22 protein-coding genes and 1 pseudogene are annotated in these 18,925 nt (G+C 67.0%); 5 read left to right on the top strand and 18 right to left on the bottom strand.

Annotated elements, in window-relative coordinates:
• Positions 1 to 9 precede the first annotated feature (9 nt).
• The 6 genes from QE379_RS07450 to QE379_RS07425 form a co-directional block, all read right to left on the bottom strand.
• The gene (locus QE379_RS07450; RefSeq protein WP_306999327.1) at positions 10 to 1,728 is read right to left on the bottom strand and encodes a penicillin-binding protein 2; all 1,719 of its coding nucleotides are present in this window, start codon (positions 1,726 to 1,728) and stop codon (positions 10 to 12) included.
• A complete protein-coding gene (locus QE379_RS07445; protein WP_306999325.1) occupies positions 1,725 to 2,405 on the bottom strand; it encodes a hypothetical protein in 681 nt (226 codons plus the stop codon). Before QE379_RS07445 ends, QE379_RS07450 begins: the two co-directional genes overlap by 4 nt.
• Positions 2,402 to 3,382: a 16S rRNA (cytosine(1402)-N(4))-methyltransferase RsmH gene (gene rsmH, locus QE379_RS07440; RefSeq protein ID WP_306999323.1), complete on the bottom strand. Its 981-nt coding sequence runs from the start codon at positions 3,380 to 3,382 to the stop codon at positions 2,402 to 2,404. The genes QE379_RS07445 and rsmH overlap by 4 nt, the downstream gene beginning before the upstream one ends.
• Positions 3,383 to 3,387: 5 nt before the next feature.
• The gene (locus tag QE379_RS07435) at positions 3,388 to 3,888 is read right to left on the bottom strand and encodes a division/cell wall cluster transcriptional repressor MraZ (RefSeq protein WP_306999321.1); all 501 of its coding nucleotides are present in this window, start codon (positions 3,886 to 3,888) and stop codon (positions 3,388 to 3,390) included.
• A 533-nt stretch (positions 3,889 to 4,421) separates the two neighbouring features.
• The gene (locus tag QE379_RS07430; protein WP_306999318.1) at positions 4,422 to 4,700 is read right to left on the bottom strand and encodes a hypothetical protein; all 279 of its coding nucleotides are present in this window, start codon (positions 4,698 to 4,700) and stop codon (positions 4,422 to 4,424) included.
• Between the two features lie 62 nt (positions 4,701 to 4,762).
• The gene (locus tag QE379_RS07425) at positions 4,763 to 5,728 is read right to left on the bottom strand and encodes a cysteine synthase A (protein ID WP_306999316.1); all 966 of its coding nucleotides are present in this window, start codon (positions 5,726 to 5,728) and stop codon (positions 4,763 to 4,765) included.
• Between the two features lie 159 nt (positions 5,729 to 5,887).
• Here QE379_RS07425 and QE379_RS07420 point away from each other — a divergent pair, with 159 nt between their 5' ends.
• From QE379_RS07420 to aat, 3 genes are all read left to right on the top strand, one after another.
• Complete coding sequence (locus QE379_RS07420) at positions 5,888 to 6,274, top strand: hypothetical protein (RefSeq protein WP_306999313.1); 387 nt, start codon at positions 5,888 to 5,890, stop codon at positions 6,272 to 6,274.
• Positions 6,275 to 6,381: 107 nt separating this feature from the next.
• Complete coding sequence (locus QE379_RS07415; RefSeq protein WP_306999311.1) at positions 6,382 to 7,095, top strand: ParA family protein; 714 nt, start codon at positions 6,382 to 6,384, stop codon at positions 7,093 to 7,095.
• Entirely contained in the window at positions 7,092 to 7,850 is a 759-nt protein-coding gene (gene aat, locus QE379_RS07410; RefSeq protein ID WP_306999309.1) for a leucyl/phenylalanyl-tRNA--protein transferase, read from the top strand. Before QE379_RS07415 ends, aat begins: the two co-directional genes overlap by 4 nt.
• A gap of 35 nt (positions 7,851 to 7,885) precedes the next feature.
• On the opposite strand, the pseudogene QE379_RS07405 reads toward aat, so the two are convergent.
• The 5 genes and pseudogenes from QE379_RS07405 to QE379_RS07385 form a co-directional block, all read right to left on the bottom strand.
• Positions 7,886 to 8,119: pseudogene (locus QE379_RS07405) on the bottom strand (DUF2155 domain-containing protein); the annotation flags it as partial.
• Positions 8,120 to 8,325: 206 nt separating this feature from the next.
• Complete coding sequence (locus QE379_RS07400; protein ID WP_267434845.1) at positions 8,326 to 8,718, bottom strand: NADH:ubiquinone oxidoreductase subunit NDUFA12; 393 nt, start codon at positions 8,716 to 8,718, stop codon at positions 8,326 to 8,328.
• A gap of 231 nt (positions 8,719 to 8,949) precedes the next feature.
• On the bottom strand, positions 8,950 to 9,444 hold the full coding sequence (locus QE379_RS07395) for a DUF192 domain-containing protein (protein ID WP_307003126.1): 495 nt from the start codon (positions 9,442 to 9,444) through the stop codon (positions 8,950 to 8,952).
• Between the two features lie 5 nt (positions 9,445 to 9,449).
• A complete protein-coding gene (locus QE379_RS07390; protein ID WP_307003125.1) occupies positions 9,450 to 10,019 on the bottom strand; it encodes a cold-shock protein in 570 nt (189 codons plus the stop codon).
• Positions 10,020 to 10,148: 129 nt separating this feature from the next.
• Positions 10,149 to 10,679: a regulatory protein RecX gene (locus tag QE379_RS07385; protein ID WP_306999306.1), complete on the bottom strand. Its 531-nt coding sequence runs from the start codon at positions 10,677 to 10,679 to the stop codon at positions 10,149 to 10,151.
• Positions 10,680 to 10,807: 128 nt separating this feature from the next.
• On the opposite strand from QE379_RS07385, the gene QE379_RS07380 reads away from it, so the two are divergent.
• Positions 10,808 to 12,562: a fatty acyl-AMP ligase gene (locus tag QE379_RS07380; RefSeq protein WP_306999305.1), complete on the top strand. Its 1,755-nt coding sequence runs from the start codon at positions 10,808 to 10,810 to the stop codon at positions 12,560 to 12,562.
• Positions 12,563 to 12,867: 305 nt separating this feature from the next.
• Here the strand turns inward: QE379_RS07380 and QE379_RS07375 are convergent, their stop codons facing one another.
• The 3 genes from QE379_RS07375 to QE379_RS07365 are packed head-to-tail and all read right to left on the bottom strand — an operon-like array spanning position 12,868 to position 14,637.
• Positions 12,868 to 13,125 (bottom strand): DUF3140 domain-containing protein, encoded by a 258-nt coding sequence (locus QE379_RS07375; RefSeq protein ID WP_307003123.1) that lies wholly within the window; start codon positions 13,123 to 13,125, stop codon positions 12,868 to 12,870.
• The gene (locus tag QE379_RS07370; RefSeq protein WP_306999304.1) at positions 13,061 to 13,207 is read right to left on the bottom strand and encodes a DUF3140 domain-containing protein; all 147 of its coding nucleotides are present in this window, start codon (positions 13,205 to 13,207) and stop codon (positions 13,061 to 13,063) included. The genes QE379_RS07375 and QE379_RS07370 overlap by 65 nt, the downstream gene beginning before the upstream one ends.
• Before the next feature lie 47 nt (positions 13,208 to 13,254).
• Entirely contained in the window at positions 13,255 to 14,637 is a 1,383-nt protein-coding gene (locus QE379_RS07365; RefSeq protein ID WP_306999302.1) for a hypothetical protein, read from the bottom strand.
• 159 nt (positions 14,638 to 14,796) lie between these two features.
• On the opposite strand from QE379_RS07365, the gene QE379_RS07360 reads away from it, so the two are divergent.
• Positions 14,797 to 15,345, top strand: coding sequence for an isochorismatase family protein (locus QE379_RS07360; protein WP_306999300.1), 549 nt, complete (start codon positions 14,797 to 14,799; stop codon positions 15,343 to 15,345).
• 90 nt (positions 15,346 to 15,435) lie between these two features.
• Here the strand turns inward: QE379_RS07360 and lpdA are convergent, their stop codons facing one another.
• From lpdA to QE379_RS07340, 4 genes are all read right to left on the bottom strand, one after another.
• Positions 15,436 to 16,848, bottom strand: a complete 1,413-nt coding sequence (gene lpdA, locus QE379_RS07355) for a dihydrolipoyl dehydrogenase (RefSeq protein WP_306999298.1) — start codon at positions 16,846 to 16,848, stop codon at positions 15,436 to 15,438.
• Positions 16,849 to 16,909: 61 nt separating this feature from the next.
• On the bottom strand, positions 16,910 to 17,308 hold the full coding sequence (locus QE379_RS07350) for an acyl-CoA thioesterase (protein WP_306999296.1): 399 nt from the start codon (positions 17,306 to 17,308) through the stop codon (positions 16,910 to 16,912).
• A complete protein-coding gene (locus QE379_RS07345) occupies positions 17,305 to 17,517 on the bottom strand; it encodes a hypothetical protein (RefSeq protein ID WP_306999294.1) in 213 nt (70 codons plus the stop codon). The genes QE379_RS07350 and QE379_RS07345 overlap by 4 nt, the downstream gene beginning before the upstream one ends.
• A gap of 20 nt (positions 17,518 to 17,537) precedes the next feature.
• Complete coding sequence (locus QE379_RS07340) at positions 17,538 to 18,866, bottom strand: pyruvate dehydrogenase complex dihydrolipoamide acetyltransferase (RefSeq protein ID WP_306999292.1); 1,329 nt, start codon at positions 18,864 to 18,866, stop codon at positions 17,538 to 17,540.
• Positions 18,867 to 18,925 lie beyond the last annotated feature (59 nt).

Here is an 18,925-nt window from a genome sequence, read left to right as displayed (position 1 = left end):
CCGCCCCCCTCATCGTCCATCCACCGGCGGCGCCTTGGGATCCTGCCACAAGGTCGGCAGGATGTCGGACACGTCGACGTCCTTGTTCGCATCCGGCACGACGCCCAGCATCGCGCCCACCCGCGTGATCGTTCGCCCGACCACGGGGGCGGCGTTCCAGGCTGCGGTCTTCCACCCGAACGTCTCCTTCGTCCCCTTCGGCGAGTCGAGCATCGCCAGCACGACATAGCGCGGCGCATCCATCGGAAAGGCCGCCGCGAAGGTCGCCACGTTGCGCGAGCGATCATAGCCCCCCGCCACTGCCGCTTCGGCCGTACCAGTCTTGCCGCCGACGCGATAGCCCGGTGCATCGCCCTTGCGGCCCGTACCGCGCATCACGACCAGACGCAGCATCTGGCGCATCCGTGCACTCGTCGCCTCGCTCAGCACGCGCCGCCCCTCCGGCGCATGACCGGGCGCGACCTTCAACAGGGTCGCGGGCCGCCAGATGCCGCCATTGACCAGCGCGGCATAGGCCGATGCGAGGTGCAGCGGCGTCACCGCGATGCCATGCCCATAAGCGGTCGTCATCGTCGTGGTCCGCGCCCAATAGGTGGGCAGCAGCGGACGGCCCTTTTCGCGCAATTCGATATCGGGCTTGGTGTCGAAGCCCAGCTTCTTGAACATCGCCTGCATACGCTGCGGCCCGATCTCGTCGGCGACACGCGCGGTGGCGATGTTGGAGGAGTAGATCAGCGTCTCGGCCATGTTCAGCCAGCGCTTCGGATCGCCTTGTTCGTCATGGATCGTATAGCCGCCGACCTTGAGCGGATGGGTCGCGTCGAAGCGCCGCTGCATCGAGGTGACGACGCCATTCTCCATCGCGGTCGCCATGGTGATCGGCTTGAAGGTCGAACCCAGTTCGAACACGCTCTGCGTCGTGATGTTGCGCAGTTCCTCGGTGCCCGCCATGCCCACGCGATTGGGGTTGAAGGTGGGGAGCGAGACCATCGCGATCACCTCACCGGTGTTCACGTCCAGCACGATGCCGCCGCCGCCGCGCGCCGAGAAGGTGTTCATCGCACGGCCTAGTTCGCTCTCCAGCGCCGCCTGCACCCGCGTGTCGAGCGACAGCGCGACCGGCTTGCCTGTCTCGGCGGGGTTCAGCAGCCGCTCGTCGAGCACCCGCTCCATCCCGCTCATCCCGTGGCCGTCGGTGGACAGGAACCCCAGCGCATGCGCGGCCAGGTTGGATTGCGGATAGAGGCGCTGCGTCTCGCGATCGAAGACCAGGCCGGGCTCACCGATGGCGTTGACCTGCTCGACCAGCGCGGGGCTGGCGCGGCGTTGCAGATAGACGAAATTCGCCTTGCGGGTCAGTTGGTTGTAGAACCAAGCCTGATCCCCGCGATCGGGCATCAGCGCGGCCAGCCGCGCGGCGATCTCCATCGGATCGCCGATCAGCTTCTTCGGATGGACCGCGATGGTCCAACTGTCGATCGTGCGGGCCAGCGGCGCACCATTGCGGTCGACGATATCGCCCCGCGCGGCCAGCGTCGCGGTGCGCGCCGCCGCATCGGCGGGTCCGGCGAAGATCGCCAGCATCACCAGACGCCCGATCACGACGAACACCGCCGCGCCGAACAGCATCATCAGCATCATCAGCCGCATATGCGTCGTCGCGACCAGCGCGTGGCGCTGGCCGGCGGTACGTTGGGTTCCGGCGGGACGGGCGACGAGTACGCTCAATGCCGCCGCCGCGATTCGGTCTTGGCCCCCTTCAGGATGTCGCCCAGCGTCGTGTCGGACAGAAGCTGGCGGTCGAGCATCGCCACGGCCTGCGGACGCACCTTGGCGACGGCGGCGGCGGTGCGGACGGTGGCAATCGGGGCGGTCTTGGCGGCCTTGGGCGCGACGATCCGCTCGGCTACGGCCTTCACCACCTGCGGCTGGGGCAGTTCGACCTTGGCCAGACGCACGACGGAGGCGGGCGCGACGGGCTTGGCGGGGGCAAGCTGGGCGGGGGCAAGCTGGGCGGGAGCGGCCGTGGTCACGACCGGCTGGGTGACCGGAACCGACTGGGCGGGAACGAGCAGCGCGGCGGTCTGGACGGCACCGGCGGCGGGCCCGCGCGTCACGTCCAGCGAGGCGAGCTGGGCCTCGTCACCGACGAACTGCCCCGCAACCGGCGCGGTCAGCGCCAGCGTGTCGCCGTTCCACTTTTCCAGCTGGACCAGATTGGCGCGAGTGTCGAACTCGGTCTCCAGCGCGCGGATGTCGCGCTCGGCGGTGCGGATGCGCGCATTGACGTCGTCGAGCTTCTTGCGCTCGGCCGCCACCTGCAAGGACACCAGGTAAAAGCCCAGGACGACCGCGACGCAGCTCCCGAACCAACCGATCCCCTTCAACCGATACGCCGCCGTCATACGCCCAACTCCTGACCCAACTCGCCCCCCGGCGCCCGTCCCACACCCGTTCCATGTCCCGCCGACCAGGCGGGCGATTCCGTTCGTGTCGCAAACCGCAACGTCGCCGATCGCGCGCGCGGATTGCGGGCCAGCTCGACCTCGCCCGCGCGGATCGCCTTGCCGACATTGGTAAAGCTGGGCGCGCGCGCCGCCGCCTGTTCGGGCAGGTGGCGAGAGCCGCCCGGCATCTGCCCGGCGCGTTCGCGGAAGAAGCGCTTGACCATGCGATCTTCCAGGCTGTGAAAGGTCACCACCGCCAGCCGCCCACCGGGCTTCAACGCCCGCTCCGCCGCCGCCAGACCGTCCGCCAGTTCGTCCAGCTCCCGATTCACATGGATGCGGATCGCCTGGAAGGTCCGCGTCGCCGGGTCCTTCTTGTCATGCGGGCGATAGCCGAGCGCGCGGCGGACCACGGCGGCCAGTTCGCCGGTGCGGGTCAGCGGACGCGCCGCGACGATCGCCTGCGCCACCCGACGCGAGCGCGGCTCCTCGCCATAATGATAGAGGACGTCGGCGATCGCGGCCTCGTCGGCGGTGTTGAGGAAGTCCGCCGCCGATTCGCCGGCCTGCGCCATGCGCATGTCGAGCGGGCCGTCGCCCTGGAACGAAAAGCCGCGCTCCGCCTGGTCGAGCTGCATCGAGGATACGCCGATGTCGAGCACGACGCCGTCGACCGGCGCGGCCAGTTCCTGGTCCAGACCCGAAAATTCGCGGTGGACCAGGGTCAGCCCCGGCTGTGCGGCGACCAGCGCCTGGCCATTGGCGATGGCGTCGGGATCGCGGTCGAAGGCGATGACCTTCGCTCCCTGCCCCAGCATCGCACGGGTATAGCCGCCCGCGCCGAACGTGCCGTCGACATGCGTCTCGCCGGGGGCGATGGCGAGCGCGTCGAGCACTTCGTCGAGCAGGACCGGGATATGGGGCGCGTCGGGCATCACGCTCACAGCGCGATCCCCTTTTCCTGGCAATGGAAACGCGCGGCCGAGATCATCTTCGGGGGCAGGCCCGGCGTCTCGACCAGCGTCTTGGGGTCCCAGATTTCGATATAGTCGAACGTGCCCCAGAAAAAGGCATGACCCGCAATCCCGGCATGGAAGCGGGGAAAGCCCGGCATGATGAACCGGCCCGACCCGTCGAACGGCACCGCCTCGCCATTGGCGAGGTCGCGCTTGATATTGTAATCGATCCGGCCATCGGGCCCGCGCGACATTTCGGTCCGCGCGTCGAGTTCCTTCTTCAGCACGGCGACATAACCCGGATCATAAGCGATCAGACAACGCTCGGTTTCGTGGACCGCGATGATGATGGTCCCGCCATCCTTTCCGTCGGGGCGCGGCGCATTCTGAGCCAGCGTGGAGCGGAGTGCATTGGGGATGGCGACGCGGCCCTTGTCGTCGACAAGGCCGATGCCACTTCCCTGATACAAACCCCTTTCGGACACGCCAACCTCGCCCATGGCGCGCATGCCCCACCGTTTCGGAACCCGACCCGCGCCGCATCCCGACCATTTCTGGATAACAGTGAGCCTGCCCCTCTGTTGGAAACAGGTTTACCTATAGCATAGGCGGGAGGCAACGGGATTTTTGGGGATAACCGGGGAAAGCGCTCCTGAAACATGGAATATGCGACGAACGGCTGGGCGACGGGCGGGATCACACCATCGGCGAAGTATCGGCAGAGTGACGGAATTACGCCTTGGAGGCAGGCTTTCCCCGGTTTTCCCGGCTTTTTCGGAGCTGAGAAGAAAATATGCATCCTGATGTGCATTAACCATGAATGGAGCACGGAGGGGTGGCGTTCGGTCAGGAATCGAGCCCGTCATGCGGTCGAAAGCGCCGCCGCGCATCATCGACTTCACCGAACCTCAGTGATTCCCGCTGGCCCTGTCGCGCTTCGGACGGCCCTCACATTTTGGATCACCCATGACCCCGGCGGGGGCCGGTCGTAGACAGGTCTCGAAAAAATCGTCCCGCGTCAGCGAGCGGAATCGGCGGGGGCCTGGGCGTTGACCGGCGCGGGGGCGATGCCCAGTTCGGCGAGCGGCTCGTTGGTGGGCGTAGCGGTGCTGTTGGTCATGGCCATGTCAACGACCATGTTGGATTGGGCTGCGCCGGCGGCGGCGACCGGCGGCTCGTCACGATTGAGCGAGCCGAGAATCGTGCTGGCAATCGCGATCAGCAGGATAACCGAAGCCAGGCCGATCATACCGACTTTCACGCGCTGCATGATATGATGATGGTCGGGTGATTTCATGAATGCGATATTGTAACCCGCGTCGGGCCTTCTGTCGACCTTTGGGCCGAGGCGACCATCGCCTACAGACCCTTTTCGGCCCGCCACGCCGGATTATGAAGCGTGGAGAGGTAGCGAAACCCCGTATCGCACAAAATGGTTGCAATACGCTTATCGGGCCCCAGCGCGCGCGCCAAGGCGACCGCTCCCGCCACGTTGATCCCCGATGACAGGCCCAGACACAGCCCCTCCTCGGTCAGCAGGCGGTGCACCCAATACCAGCCCTCGGCATCCGAGATGCGGAACTGGGTATCAACCGGCGCGCCTTCCAGATTGGCGGTGATCCGCCCCTGCCCGATCCCCTCGGCGACCGATGACCCTTCCGACTTCAGCTCGCCATGCGCGTAATAGTCGTACAGCGCCGCGCCATGCGGGTCGCTGAGCGCGATGGTGATCGATTCGTCATGCGCCTTCAGCCCCAGGCCGACGCCCGCCAGCGTGCCGCCCGTGCCCGCCGCACAGGTGAAGCCGTCGACCCTCCCGCCCATCTGGTTCCAGATTTCCTCGGCGGTACCCACGATATGCGCGCGACGGTTGGCGATATTGTCGAACTGGTTGGCCCAGATCGCATTGTCCGTCTCCTCGGCGATCCGGCGCGAGGTGTGGACGAAGTGACAGGGGCTGGAATAGGGCGCGGCGGGCACCAGCACCAGTTCCGCTCCCAGCGCGCGCAGCGTGTCCATCTTCTCGCGGCTCTGCGTCTCGGGCATCACGATGATCGTGCGATAGCCCTTGGCATTGGCGACCAGCGCCAGACCGATCCCGGTATTGCCCGCCGTCCCCTCGACGATGGTGCCGCCGGGACGCAGCAGCCCGCGCGCCTCGGCATCCTCGACGATGAACAGCGCCGCGCGGTCCTTCACGCTGGCGCCCGGATTGGCGAATTCGCACTTGCCGTAAATGTCGCAGCCGGTGGCTTCGCTGGGGCCCTTCAGGCGAACGAGCGGGGTGTTGCCGATCAGGGCCAGGGTGTCGGGGGTCACGTCCATAGCCGCTAGATGGCCCCTGCCCCGCGACACGGCAAGCAAAGCCTTGCTTGGGCACGGGCAAGCGCGAGCCATAGCCATGCGAAATGTTGGACATTCGGTGGCAGAAGCGCATGTGACGCTTGACGCCGGGTTGCTGCATTTGCGAAGCAATGCCCCGCTATGAAAAGCCTCCTCCCCGTTTTCGTCGCCGCACCGCTGCTCGCACTCGCAGCGTGCAATTCCAAGCCCAGCCAGCCCGAGGTCGTCGATACCAATCCCGACCCCATGGCCAACATCCTCGCCAACCGCGCGCCGGTCGAACTGCCGCCCGCGATCAAGGCGGACAAGAGCTTTCGCTGCAAGGACAACAGCCTGGTCTTCGTCACCTTCTTCCAAGGCGACAAGCAGGCCAATGTCCGCCTGAAGGAAGGCGAGACGCCGGTGGTGCTGAAGGCGCCTGCCGCCGGTGAGCCGCTGACCGCCGAAGGCGGCTGGAAGATGACGGGTGACGAAAAGGCCATCACCCTGACGACGCCCAAGAAGGCGGCGCAGATCTGCCATATCTGATCCCATCGTCGGTTAACCGACGATAGGGTCTTGATCGAAAGCCGGCCGGCGGGGATATCTCCGTCGGCCTTTTTCATGGCCTGTCATCAGGGAGGTCGGGACGAACCGTGGCCGCGATCGCGATCTACAGCCTGAAGGGCGGCGTGGGTAAGACCAGTATGGCCGTCAATCTGGGCTGGTGCGCGGCGATGCTGGCGGCGCGCCGGACGCTGTTATGGGATCTCGACCCGCAAGCCGCCTCGACCTGGCTGCTGGGCGGGGCCGCGCCGGGCGATCGGGCGCAGGCGATTTTTTCCCGCGACGTCGCGGTCGACCGGCTGATCCGCCCGACCGCCATTCCCCGCCTCTCGCTGATCGGTGCGGACGAGTCGCTGCGCGGCCTCGACCTGTTGTTCCACCAGATCGACAAGAAGAAGCGGCTGGGCAAGCTGATCGAGCGGCTCGACGGATATGACCGGGTCATTCTCGACTGTCCGCCGGGGCTGACCGAGACCACCGAGCAGGTGTTACGCGCGGTCGACCTGATCGTCGTGCCGGTCGTCCCCTCGGCTCTCGCCACTCGCGCTCTGGAGGTGGTGGACGGGCATGTCCGGGGGCGGGTGCCGTTGATGCCGGTGCATGTCATGGCCGACCGCCGCCGCAGGCTCCATGCCGATGCGCTGGCCGCCCACCCCGACTGGCCGGTCATCCCGATGGCCAGCCTGGTCGAGGCGATGGGGCAGCACCGCGCCCCCGTCGCCAGCTTCGCCCCCCGCAGCACCGCGGCCAAGGCCTATGCCCAATTGTGGCAGGCGATCGAACGGCGACTGGCCGGGGCATGAGCCGCCGCGCGGGATCCGGCGCCACCGAGCGACTGACCCCCCATCTGGTGCTGGGCGCCTATGCCGTCGGGGTGTTCCCGATGGCCGACACCCGCGATACCGAGCATGTCTATTGGGTCGAGCCGCGCAAGCGGGCCATCCTGCCGCTCGACGGATTTCACCTGTCGCGCTCGCTGCGCAAGACGGTGGCGAAGGATCGTTTCCGGGTGACGGCGGACACCGCGTTCGAATCGATCATCCGGCTCTGCGCCGAAAGCGTCGACGACCGGCCGGAGACCTGGATCAACTATGCCATCGAACGGGTGTTCATCGACCTGTTCGACATGGGGTTCGCCCATTCGATCGAATGCTGGGACGGCGACGAACTGGTCGGCGGCCTCTATGGCCTCAGCCTGGGGCGCGCCTTTTTCGGCGAATCGATGGTCAGCCGCCGCACCGATGCGTCGAAGGTCGCGCTGGTCTGGCTGATCGCGCGGCTGCGGGCCGGGGGCTACAGCCTGCTCGACTGCCAGTTCCAGACCCCGCATCTGTCGACCATGGGCGCGGTCGAGATCGGGCGCGACGATTATGTCGCGCTATTGTCCGATGCGTTGGCCGGGGTCGTCGCGCCGGGTGCATCCGCTTCCGGCGTGTCCGCGCCGGGCGACTTCGCCGCGCTCGACCGCTTGGGGGCCGCGCCGGGCGTCGCCGCCGGGACCGTATCGGGGCCGGTTTCGGGCCAGGACATCGTGCAGCTCTTGGCCCAGACATCATAGACCGGGTGCTGCACGACGTTGAGCGCGGGGCGTTCCTTATACAGCCAGCCAGAGAAGACACGCTGCCACCGCTGATCCGCCCCGCGCACGTCGAGCTGGACGAAGGCGCCGGTCAGTTGCTCGGGCTCCCAGGAGGCGGTCTTTTCGCAGGCGCGCAGGCGGACGACGACATCGCCGACCCGGATCGCCTGGCCGGGCTTCAACGTCAGGTCGCGGGACACGCCGTTACGCTTGTTGAGCAGGCCGATCACCGCGACCCGCTGCGCCATCGGCGTGCCGCCGGTGGGGAGGGTCGCCTGTCCGGCATCGACCGATTCGATTCCCGAACCGCCGCCGGGGCGATCGGGCAGGATCTGGCTGACCGCCGAATCGTCTCCGGCGGTCGTGTCCTTATGGGGCAGCGACTGGTATCCGAACCAGCCTCCGACACCCAGTGCGGCGGCCAGCACAGCACCGGCCAGCCAGCGAGCCGTCTTCACCCCTCGGGCGTCCAGGCTTCATAGTCGCCGGTCGCGGCCTGACGCTGGCCACCCTTTTCCAGCGCACCCGACGGGCGATAGGCCAGAGCGGTGCCGGTCATGTTCGGCAAGGCGGGCTTCTGCCACGCGCGACGCGGCGGCAGCGAGCGATCGGGCACGTCCTCGACCTGATGATGCAGCCAGCTGAACCATTCGGCCGGAACCCGGCTGGCATCGTTCGGGCCGTTATAGATCACCCAGCGGCGCGGTCGACCGGCGGTATCGCGACCGCCCTCATAATAGACGTTGCCGTGCGCATCCTCGCCCACCTGCGCCTTGCCGCGCAGACCGAACCAGGTGCCGATGGTGGCGCCGTTCCACCAGGTGAAGGGATTGAGGTTGATGCCCATGACGCGCCGTGTAGCCCGCCTGTCGCCGCCCTTCAACCGCGTTCGTGTGTGGTGGGCGGGACGTGGGGGGTGAGAGCAACTTCTGTTCGTCGCCTGCAAGGGGAGGTCGCAGGGCGATGCCACAGGCAGGATCGCCTGGGGCCGGGCCCTCCCCCATCCCCTCCCGCCTGCGGGAGGGGAGCGGTTTGGGGCGACGGTGTCGTCTTATCCACAGAGCGTCCGCCGCTCGCGTCAGCGCGGCCAGGAGACCGAATCGCCCTCCGAAATGCCCAGTTCCGCCGCGCGACCGCCGACCAGTTCCAGGACCGCCGCCACCGGCTCGCCCGAGGGGATCTTGCCCTCGCTGAACGGAGGCGTATTCTCGGCGATGCGCGCGATGGTGCCGTCCGCGCGGATGAACAGGATGTCGAGCGAGGTCGGCGTGTTCTTCATCCAGAATTCCGCCACGCGCGGCCCCCCGCCCTCCGGCGGATAGGGTGCGAATAACATGCCGCCATCGGGCTTCAGGTCGGTGCGGTACATCAAACCCTGCGCCTGTTCGGCGGTGGTGCGGGCCGCTTCGACCTGAAAGACATGCTTGCCCTGCGCGGTGGTCACAGTGACCGGCACCGTCGAGGCCTTCTGCGTCTCCGCAGTCGAGGAGGATGAGGCGTCCTTGGAACAGCCGCTCAACCCCGCGCCCGCCAGCATCAGCGCCAGCGCCGCCGCACCGCCAGCCCGCTTCATCCGTGTCATTCCCGATGTCTTTCCGTCACGACGACCGCCAGCGGCCCCTTGGGCCCCTCGACGATGCGCGCGGCCAGCGACTGGCCCGGCTCGACATCGACGATGCCGCCGCGCCGCAGCGTTTCCATATGCACGAAGATATCCGCCCCGTCACGGTCGCGCAGCAGAAAGCCATAGCCCTTCAGCCGGTTGAACCATTTGACCGCGACCGGTTCGGGCTCCCCCGCCTCCGTCACCAGCGCGACGGGGTCGACCCGGTCGGTCGCGCGCGGGCGCTTCGCCGGCTCGGGCACGGCATGGGTCAGGTCGATCGAGAGCACCTGGCGCGCCTGATAGCCTCGCCCACCGCGCACTGCCAGCGCCTCCACCCGCGCCCCTTCGGGCAGGCTGCGGCGACCATGCGGCTGCAACACGGAAAAATGGACCAGCACGTCCCCGTACAGCGGATCGTCCGCCACGACGAAGCCGAAGCCCCGCGTCACGTCGAACCATTTGACGACTCCCGCCAGCCCTACGGCCGTATCTGCCGTCTCGCCGTCGATGCCGCCCCCGTTGATTGGCGTTTCATCCAGCATCATCGCACCCTTGATGCTATTGCTAGCACCATTGTTCGCGCCTGCAATGCGATGCCGTCACTTTATGCTGGTCCGGACTGGGACGAACTGCGTCTTTCGGACCTCGGAAAGATGCCATCTTGTTGTGGATCAATAACAATCGTCGTCGATAACCTCGCCGGGGGCCGCCGCGACGATCCGGCGGGACAGCGCACTGCCATGGCCAGCCCGCATCATCGCGGCGAACTGCTTCTCCCGCGTCGCCCGATCCGCCTCGCCCTGGCCGAAGGGGCCGATTCGCTTGCGTCGGGCAAAGGCGAGTGCCGCGTCGCGCGCGGCCTCGGCCAGTTGCGGGGCGATCGCTTCGTGATCCTCCGCCCCCACGCGCGCCGCCTGCAACGCCTGTCGCACCCGCCGCGCGCCCAACCCGCGCCGCGCCAGCGACGCCGCCTTCGCCTCGGCATAGGCGCGATCGTCGATATAGCCGAGCGACACCATCCGCGCCGCCAACTCGCCCGGGGCGGGCGAATCCGCCCCCGCCCAGCCCCGTTCGCGCAGCTTTCGCACCAGATAATCGACCAGCTTGCCCTCGGTCGTCGCAAATCGCTCGACATAGCGCAGCGCGAGGTGCTCCAGGGATTTGGGATCAAGGGGCTTTGGCGGGCGACGATCGGCGGACACGCCTTGTTTGTGCCACAGTGACACCGGATTTAGAACGCGGGAAGCCGCTATCCGCGGCGGAAAAGATTCATTCGTCCTCGCCATGTGCGATGCGGGGATGCAAAAGCATAAGGAACGAAGGCAAGGCCATGACGATCGAGCACCATCAGGACGACGCGCGCGCCATCATCGCGACGCCGACCGAGGATGCGCGCCCCCGCCGCTTCGCCGACTTCGACACGCTGGGCGAGGCGCTGGACTATGCCGCTTCGGGCGCGCGTGGCCTGAATTTCCACGACGCGCGTGGGGTGTTGGCCCGCGCCTATCCGTTCGCCGAACTGCGCGAGGACGCGCTGGCCTGTGCCCGCCGCCTGATCGCCAGCGGCATCGCGCCCGAGGACCGGATCGCGTTGGTCGCCGAGACGGGGCCGGAATTCGCCGCGCTGTTCTTCGGCGTCATCTATGCGGGCGCGTGGCCGGTGCCGCTGCCGCTGCCGACCTCGTTCGGCGGGCGCGACAGCTATATCGAACAGCTTCGCGTCCAGCTCGCCAGCTGCGACCCCAAGATGCTGATCTATCCGCCCGAACTCGCCCAGATGGCAGGCGCGGCTGCGGACGCGGCGGGCTGCGAGGGTGTCGACTGGGACAGCTTCGCCACCCGCGCCGCACCCGAGACGGATCTGCCCAAGGCCGATCCGCAGGCGATCGCCTATCTGCAATATTCCAGCGGCTCGACCCGCTTTCCCCATGGCGTGGCGATCACCCACCATGCGCTGCTCAACAATCTGGCCGCGCACAGCCATGGCATGAAGATCCAGGAGAGCGACCGCTGCATCTCCTGGCTGCCCTGGTATCACGACATGGGTCTGGTCGGCTGCTTCCTGTCGCCGATCGCCAACCAGGTCTCGACCGATTACCTGAAGACCGAGGATTTCGCGCGCCGCCCGCTCGCCTGGCTCGACATGATCAGCCGCAATCCGGGCACTTCGGTCAGCTATTCGCCGACCTTCGGCTATGACATCTGCGCGCGCCGCATCTCATCGCAGACCAAGGCGTCGGATCGCTTCGACCTGTCGCGCTGGCGGCTGGCGGGCAATGGCGCGGACATGATCCGTCCCGACGTGATGCAGTCCTTCGTCGACGCCTTTGCCGATGCGGGTTTCCAGGCGACGGCCTTCCTGCCGTCTTATGGCTTGGCCGAGGCGACGCTGGCCGTGTCGATCATGCCGCCGGGCGAGGGCATTCGCGTCGAACTGGTCGAGGAAACGCAGTTGTCGGGCGGCGCACGCGGCGCCGACCGGCCCCAGCGTTTCCGCGCCATCGTCAATTGCGGCAAGCCCGCGCGCGACATGACCATCGAAATCCGCGAGGAGGACGGCACCCCCCTGCCCGATGGCGCCATCGGCAAGGTGTGGTGCAAGGGCCCGTCGGTGATGGTCGGCTATTTCCGCGATCAGGCCGCGACCGACGCCTGCCTGGTCGATGGCTGGCTCGACACCGGCGACATGGGTTATATGTCCAAGGGCTATATCTACATCGTCGGCCGCGCCAAGGACATGATCATCGTCAACGGCCGCAACCACTGGCCGCAGGACATCGAATGGGCGGTCGAGCAGCTTCCGGGCTTCAAGGCGGGCGACATCGCCGCCTTCGCCATCACCACGCCGGGCGGCGAGGAAACCCCCGCCGTGCTGGTCCAGTGCCGCAGCTCGGACGATGAGGAGCGGCTGCGCCTGCGCGACGAAATCCGCGAGCGGGTGCGTGCGGTGACGGGGATGAACTGCGTGATCGAACTGATCCCGCCGCGTACCCTGCCCCGCACCAGCTCGGGCAAGCTGAGCCGCGCCAAGGCCCGCAACCTCTATCTGGCGGGGGAGATCAAGCCGTACGACGTCGCGGCGTGATTTTCCCATCGGGATTTGAGAGGGGCTCGGTCGAAAGACCGGGCCCTTTTTCTATGCCCATCACCTCGGAGCCAGCATCCCCATCCCCCGTTCAGCCTGAGCGAAGTCCAAGGCCACGCCCCGTCCTCACCCCACGCCGCTGCCACCCCGGCGAAGGCCGGGGTCCCGTTGGGGTGCGCTATCGAGCGCGCCACGGACTTGGTGGCCACTGGACCCCGGCCTTCGCCGGGGTGGTGGTTGGAGTTGCGGCGACAGGATTCCCTTGGCCTTCGACTTCGCTCAGGCTGAACGGCGTTCTGGGCATCTCAATCCTTCAACGGATCATGCCCCCAGTTCATCAGCGAGTACCGCCACGGCGAATGCTCGACATCCTTGCCGGGCCCGCCCTGCTTCAAATGCCGGTGCACATAGCCGACGACCTTCTTCATATGCGCATAATCGTCGTCGGTCAGATCGGCCTTCTTCTTGCGCTTGATCGCGATGATCTTGCCGCCGGATTCATGCCCGACGCTTTCGTCCGATCCGCCCCTTCTTCTGGCCGACCTGCCGGGATTCGTCGGTATCCAGGAATTTCTCCAGCTCGGCGGGGGCCATGTTCACGGCCTCCTTGAAATCGGCGTATACCTGCTCGTGATCCTCGGCCATGCGCGGCTCCTTTCGGGCGGGTCAACGCCGCGCTCGTGCTTTCGGGTTCAGCCGAGCATCCCCTCATAGCTTTGCGGCGGTACGGGCAGCGTCGCCCGCGCGATCCCGCCGATCAGCAGGACGAGCCCCAGCGCACCGAGCGTCGCACCGACGATCCGCCGGTCGCCCCGCCACGGCTTGGCCAGCACCATGCCCAGCGCACAGGCGACGACCGGCCACAGATGATAGCGGAAGTCGGAAGCGACGCTGATCACCAGAAAACTCGCCTCCAGCCCCAGCGCCGAGCCGAACAGCGCCCCCGCCAGCCCCCGCCCCCGTGTCACTGCCAGCCCGCCGATGGACAGGGTCACCCAGACGATCGGCCACATGACGGGCACGTCCACCCACTGCCCCGCCATGCGCTGCCACGTCAGGGCGACACGCCCCGGCTGCGTCAGGCCGAGATCATTGGGTTCGCTCGCCTCGGGCGGACTGGCACTGGGCCAGCGCGCGGGAACCCAGAGGCGCCATGTCGAATTTCCATGCGCCAGCCTTTGTTCGGCATAGGCGACCGGATGATGCATGATGGCGGGGGCTAGCCGGGCATAGATGCTGACCGGCGACATGATCTCGAACCGCTGGAGCAAGGTGCCGCACCGGGTCCGCTCGCCCAACGGGTCCCAGAAGAACGGCTTCACGCATCGCTTCGCGGCGATCTCCGCGATCTCCGCGGCGCTGAGGCCCAGTCTCGGATCGTCCCCCACCCGAACCGCGATCCCCGCCAGGTCGTAGAGCGCCTGGGTCCGCGCGACGCCGCTGTCCTTCGCCCCCAGCAGGCGATGGTTCACGACCGGCGACAGAATGAGCGTCGCCAGAGTCAGCCCGATGACGATCGCGATCCGGCTCCGCCAGCGCGCAGGCATGAGAAGCGCGACCAGCGGCGCGATGGCGAAGATCGCATTGGCCCGGACCAGCGCGGCATAGGTCAGCAGCAGCCCCGCCGCCACCCAGGCCGCGGGCGGGACGCTTCGCTCGCGCAATCGCCACCAGCCGATGATTCCGACGGCGGCGAGTGCCGCGCCGGTCATCTGCGCGTCCTTCAGGACGGTGACCTGCCAGCCCAGCCAGGGCGGCACCAGCCCGATCGCCAGCACCATCAGCGCGGCGCGCGGCCGCCGGTCGACGATCGCCGCCGCCACGCCGCCCAGCCCCAGCCACCAGCCCGCCAGTTGCAGCGCCAGCATCGGTCCGGCACCATGGCCGACGAACAGCGACCAGAGCCGTGCCATGACCGGCGGATGCCAGTCGTCATATCGACCGCTCAGCGCCTGACCATATTGGCCGACGCTGTCATATTCGACATAGCCAGGCGCGAAGATCAGCATGCTGAGCGCGAACAGGACCAGCGTGGCGATGACAATGCGCAGGCGGTGGCTAAAGGCTCGGGTCATGACGGACGCGACCGATGCGGGCAAAAGCGGATGTTTCGCAAGCGGAATGCGGTGCATTGCGGCATGGCGATGCCAATCGGCGGGCATGGGCCTTGCATCATGGGCTGGTCCGGACGCCCCGCTCCGCCTAGCATCGCTCGGCCAATGGGGGAACAGGCCTTGGACAACGACACCGCGCTTCTGATCATCGACATGCAAATGGTGATGCAACAGCGGATCGAGGATGGGCGACCGCACGTCAATGGGCGCGCGCCCGCCGCCATCGAAGCGCTGGCCGCCGCTTTTCGCGACGCGGGACGCCCGGTGATCCATATCCGCCATGCCGAGGCCGATCCTGCTTCGCCCCTGCACCCCGATGCGCCGGGATATCCGCCGATGGCCTGTGCGCGGGAAAGGCCGGGCGAGACGGTGCTGGTGAAGACCACCTCCTCCGCCTTCCCCAGCACGTCACTGGAAACCCATTTGCGCCAGCGGGGCATCGCGCGCCTGTTCGTCGTCGGTGCCGTGGCGGGGTTCTGCGTAAACTCGACCGTGCGCTCGGCGAGCGATCTGGGCTTTGCGGTGACGGTCGTGACCGATGCGGTGATCGGCTTCGACCTTCCCTCGGCGGGATTGGATGCGCGGACCATCTTCGATGTGACGATGGGGTTGCTGGCGGCGGATTTCGCGACATTGCGGGAGAGTGTTGCAGTAATCGCGGGGCTTTGACGGCTTGCTCTTGGCAGGGCGACGGGAATCCCCCAAACGAAAAGGGGCCCGCCACCGCGAGCCCCTTTCCCAAATCCGACAGGCACAAAATCAGATATGCAGCGCGCGCCCATAAGCGGCCAGCACCGATTCGTGCATCGATTCCGAAATGGTCGGGTGCGCGAACACCGTCTCCATCAGTTCGGCCTCGGTCGTCTCCAACTGACGGGCGACGACATAGCCCTGGATCATCTCGGTCACTTCCGCGCCGACCATGTGCGCGCCCAGCAGTTCGCCGGTCTTGGCGTCGAACACGGTCTTCACGAAACCTTCGGCCTCGCCCAGCGCGATGGCCTTGCCGTTGCCGATGAAGGGGAACTTGCCGACCTTCACGCTGTAACCGGCTTCCTTGGCCTTGGCCTCGGTCAGACCGACCGACGCGACCTGCGGACGCGAATAGGTGCAGCCGGGGATGTTGCCCTTGTCCATCGCGTGCGGGTGGACATCCTTGTTGCCCAGCGCCTGCGCAATGGCCTCGGCGGCGATTACGCCCTCATGGCTCGCCTTGTGCGCCAGCCACGGGGCGCCCGTCACGTCGCCGATCGCCCACACCCCCTCGACATTGGTGCGGCCATAGCCGTCGGTCTTGATGTGACCGCGATCCGTCTCGATGCCCAGCTTCTCAAGGCCGATATTCTCGGTGTTGGGGACGATGCCGATGGCGACGATCGCGTGGCTGAACTCGGCGGTCTCGACCTTGCCGTCGGGGCCCTTGATCTGGGCCTTCACGCCCGACGCGGTCGCTTCCAGCTTCTCGAGGCCCGTCTTGGTCTTGATGGTCATGCCGAACTTGGTCAGTTGCTTGGTCATGAAATCGCTGACTTCGGCGTCCTCGACGGGCATGATCCGGTCGAGCATCTCGACGATCGTCACTTCCGCACCCATGTCGTTGTAGAAGCTGGCGAACTCCACCCCGATCGCGCCCGAGCCGATGACCAGCAGCTTGGTCGGCATGGCGGGCGGCACCATCGCATGGCGATAGGTCCAGATGCGCTCGCCGTCCGCCTTGGCGAAGGGCAGGTCGCGCGCGCGCGCGCCGGTGGCGACGATGATGTGCCTGGCGGTCAGCTCGGTGGTCTTGTCGCCCTGGACGACCGTCAGCTTGCCCTTTCCGGTGATCGTGCCGACGCCCTCATGGACGGCGACCTTGTTCTTCTTCATCAGGCCCTTGACGCCCGCATTGAGCTGGCCCGCGACCTTGCGGCTGCGATCGACCACCTTCTCCAGGCTGAACGAGGGCTTTTCGACCGACAGGCCATATTGCGCGGCATGGGTCATGTAATGATAGACCTCGGCCGAACGCAGCAGCGCCTTGGTCGGGATACAGCCCCAGTTGAGGCAGATGCCGCCCAGCCGCTCGCGCTCGACGATGGCGACCTTCAGGCCAAGCTGGCTCGCGCGGATCGCCGCGACATAGCCGCCGGGGCCGGAGCCGAGGACGATAAGGTCGTAAGTGTCAGCCACTTTGCTCTTCCTTCTGAACGCGCGCCTTGGCGGTGCGTGGGGTGCAACCCCGAGATAGTTTTCAGTTGTCTTCGACCGGGGCCATCGGCGGAACGGTGCGCGGCTTGCGGTCCTTGTCGGTCGCGACGAAGACGAAGCGCGCCTGCGTCACCTTGGTCGCCTCTTCCATATGGCGTGCGCGGCGCCAGGCCTCGACCTCGATGGTCATCGACGTATTGCCGACCCGGACCAGCGTGGCATAGACCGACACTTCGTCGCCGACGAGCACGGGGGCGTGGAACTTCATCCCCTCCGCCGCGATTGTCACCGCGCGGCCGCCCGAATGGCGCCACGCCACCGAACCCGCCGCCAAATCCATCTGGCCCATCAGCCAGCCGCCGAAGATATCACCGTACGGATTGGCGTCCGATGGCATGGCGGTGACGCGGATGGTCGGGTTCAGATCGGGCAGCATGCTCATTGCTCGGCGTGCCTCCGGGCCATGCGGTCGGCAACGCGGGCACGGTGGAGCGGGCCGATGCCCATCACCACCGTCGCCACCATCGCGCCGATGCCGCACCACCAGATCTCGGTACGCGCCAGCGGATAGGCCCATGCGGCGGCCCAGGTCATGACGAGCGCCGCCACCAGCCCCAGGCCGATATAGAATAGTTCGATCAGAACCCGCACGGCCCCCGCCCTCGTATCGATCAGGCCAGCATCGCCAGCGGACGCTCGACCAGTTCCTTGAACACCTTCATCAACTCGGCGCCATCGGCCCCGTCGATGGCGCGGTGGTCGAAGCTGCCGGTCGCCGACATGACGGTCGCCACGCCAAGCTGGTCGTCGACGATATAGGGGCGCTTCTCGCCCGCGCCGATGGCCAGGATCATGCCCTGCGGCGGATTGATGACCGCCTCGAACTGCTTGATGCCGAACATGCCCATGTTCGAGATCGAGGCCGTACCGCCCTGGAATTCATGCGGTTGCAACTTGTTGTCGCGCGCGCGGGTGGCGAGGTCCTTCATCGTGGTCGAGATGGACGACAGCGAACGGGTATCGGCTTCCGACACGATCGGGGTGATCAGGCCAGCAGGCGTCGATACCGCGACCGAGATGTCGGCGCGCTTGAAGCTGATCAACTGATCGGGCGTGAACATGACGTTGCACTTCGGCACCGCCATCAGCGCGACGCCCAGCGCCTTGATCAGCATGTCGTTGACCGACAGCTTCACCCCACGCGATTCGAGCCCGGCGTTCAACTCGCCACGCAGCTTGAGCAGCGCGTCGAGGCGCACGTCCACCGTCAGGTAGATATGCGGCACCTGCTGCTTCGATTCGGTCAGGCGACGCGCGATGGTCTTGCGCATGTTGGACAGCTTCGACGCCTCGTGCGGGATGTCCGGCACCTGCGCGGGCTTGGGCGCGGCGGCGGGCGCCGAGGCGGTTTCCGCGGGAGCCGAAGCCGCCGGGGCCGACTTGGCCTGACCCGGCTGCGCATTCTCGACGTCCGCCTTGACGATGCGGCCATTGGGGCCCGAGCCCGTCAGCGCGGACAGGTCGAGGCCCTTTTGCGAGGCGATGCGGCGCGCGAGCGGGCTGGCGATCGAGCGGCCGTTGCCAGCCTTGCTGCCCGAATCGGCGGGCTTGCCGTGATCCTCGGCCTGCTCGATGGTGCGCTCGGCGGGCTTGGCCTCGCTGCCGGTCTTGTTGGGATCGGTCGGGTCGGTCGGCATCGGCTTGGCCGGAGCCGGGGTTTCCGACTTGGTCGGGGCCTGGACCGACGAAGCATCCTCGCCCTCTTCGGCCAGGATCGCGATGACGGTGCCGACCTTCACATTGTCCGAACCTTCGGACACGAGAATCCTGGCGATCACGCCCTCGTCGACGGCTTCGAATTCCATCGTCGCCTTGTCGGTTTCGATCTCGGCCATGATATCGCCGGATTTCACCGTGTCCCCTTCCTTCACCAGCCATTTGGCCAGCGTGCCTTCCTCCATGGTCGGCGACAGCGCGGGCATCTTGATCTCGATCGACATGGAGGTCCTCTCGGGGCAAACCAATTCCGTAGCGGCCCGTCTCTTGCGCCCGAATGGCG

It is taken from the genome of Sphingomonas sp. SORGH_AS_0879 (genome assembly GCF_030819175.1).
Taxonomy (GTDB): domain Bacteria; phylum Pseudomonadota; class Alphaproteobacteria; order Sphingomonadales; family Sphingomonadaceae; genus Sphingomonas.
The sequence above is the reverse complement of the archived record's forward strand: the minus strand, read 5'-3'. Positions and strand labels throughout refer to the sequence as shown.